1 protein-coding gene is annotated in these 1471 nt (G+C 68.3%); it reads left to right on the plus strand.

The window, feature by feature from the left end; translation table 11 throughout:
• The coding region (locus H928_RS28945; RefSeq protein ID WP_021028126.1) for a PepSY domain-containing protein at positions 1–1471 on the plus strand (1471 nt) is incomplete at both ends.

Consider the following 1471-nt stretch of genomic DNA (forward strand, 5'->3'; position numbering starts at 1 on the left):
CGAGCAGGCGGCTGCCGAGGCCGCCGGCCTGGCCTCCAGCCGGGGCCAGCGCCTGGCCTGGGGCGCGGCCTTTATGGAAAAGCACCACCAGGGCGCCGAGATGTGGGAGATCTGGCCGACCGATGCCAAGGGCGGCGGCGACCTGAAGGTCTACTGGTTTGACCAGCAGCGCCAGTACGCCGATGCCGAGCTGGACACCCGCACGGGCGAGCCTTTGGATGATCACCACCATGGCGCGATGCGGGCCACGATGGGTGGCGAGCATTTTGTGCATTTCCACTACGAGCTGCATGCCGGCCAGGCCGGGCTGTGGGTGGTCGGTGTTGCCGGCATGGCCATGCTGGTGGCGCTGATCAGCGGCGTGGTCACGCACAAGCGGATTTTTCAGGACTTCTTCACCTTCCGCGCCCGCAAGGGCCAGCGCAGCTGGCTCGATGCGCACAATGCGGTGGCGGTCTTGACCCTGCCGTTCCAGCTGATGATTGCCTACACCGGCATTGCGATATCGGCCCTGACCTTTATGCCCGCTGGCATCTGGAGCCAGTACGGAACGGCGCCCGGCGCCGTCCAGACTTTTGCGGCCGAGCTGGGCGAGCCGGGCAAGCCGCCGCGCTCGGGCGAGGCCATGGCGGTGCCCGATCTGGAGAGCTTTGCCGCACGTGGCCAGGCGCTGATCGGCCAGCCTGTGCGCGCCGTGGTCGTGAACCACCCGGGGGATGCAGCCGCGCGCGTGGGCATCTATGGCTGGGACAGCGATGCCAACGCCGACAAGCGCCTGAGCCCCAATACCGGCATGGCCATGTTCTCGGCCGCCAGCGGCGAGCTGCTGCAGCTGCGCATGCCCGGCCAGGCCGAAGGCGGTGGTGCATCGCTCGCCCAGTCGGTGATGGGTGGGCTGCATATGGTCAAGTTTGGCGGCTGGGTGATGAAGTGGCTGTACTTTGTCTGCGGCCTGGCAGGCACCGCGATGATGGCCACCGGCGCCATCCTGTTTGTCGTCAAACGCCGCAGCAAGCACATGGGCGAGTTTGGCAGCGCCACGGCCGCCGTCTACCGCCTGATCGAGGGGTTGAATGTGGCGGCCATTGCCGGCCTGGGCGTGGCCTGTATTGGCTACCTCTGGGCCAACCGCCTGCTGCCGCTGGGCATGGAAAAGCGCAGCGACTGGGAGATCCACTGGTTCTTCATCCTCTGGGGTGCCAGCCTGGTCTGGGCCATGCTGCGGCCGGCCAAGCGCGCCTGGGTGGAGCTGCTCTGGGCCGGTTGCGCGGCGCTGGCCTTGCTGCCGGTCCTCAATGTGCTGACCACCGACCGCCCGCTGTGGCGCAGCTTGATCGAGGGTGACTGGGTGTTCAGCGGGCTGGAGCTGACCTTGCTGGCGCTGGCCGCGCTGCATGCCTGGCTGGCGGTGCGCACCTGGCGCCACCAACCCAAGCTCAAGCCGCAGCGCCAGGCGGCGCCACGGCCGGCG

Origin of the sequence: Comamonas sp. B-9 (assembly GCF_000410635.1) — a bacterium.
In the GTDB taxonomy this organism is placed as follows: Bacteria; Pseudomonadota; Gammaproteobacteria; order Burkholderiales; family Burkholderiaceae_C; genus Comamonas.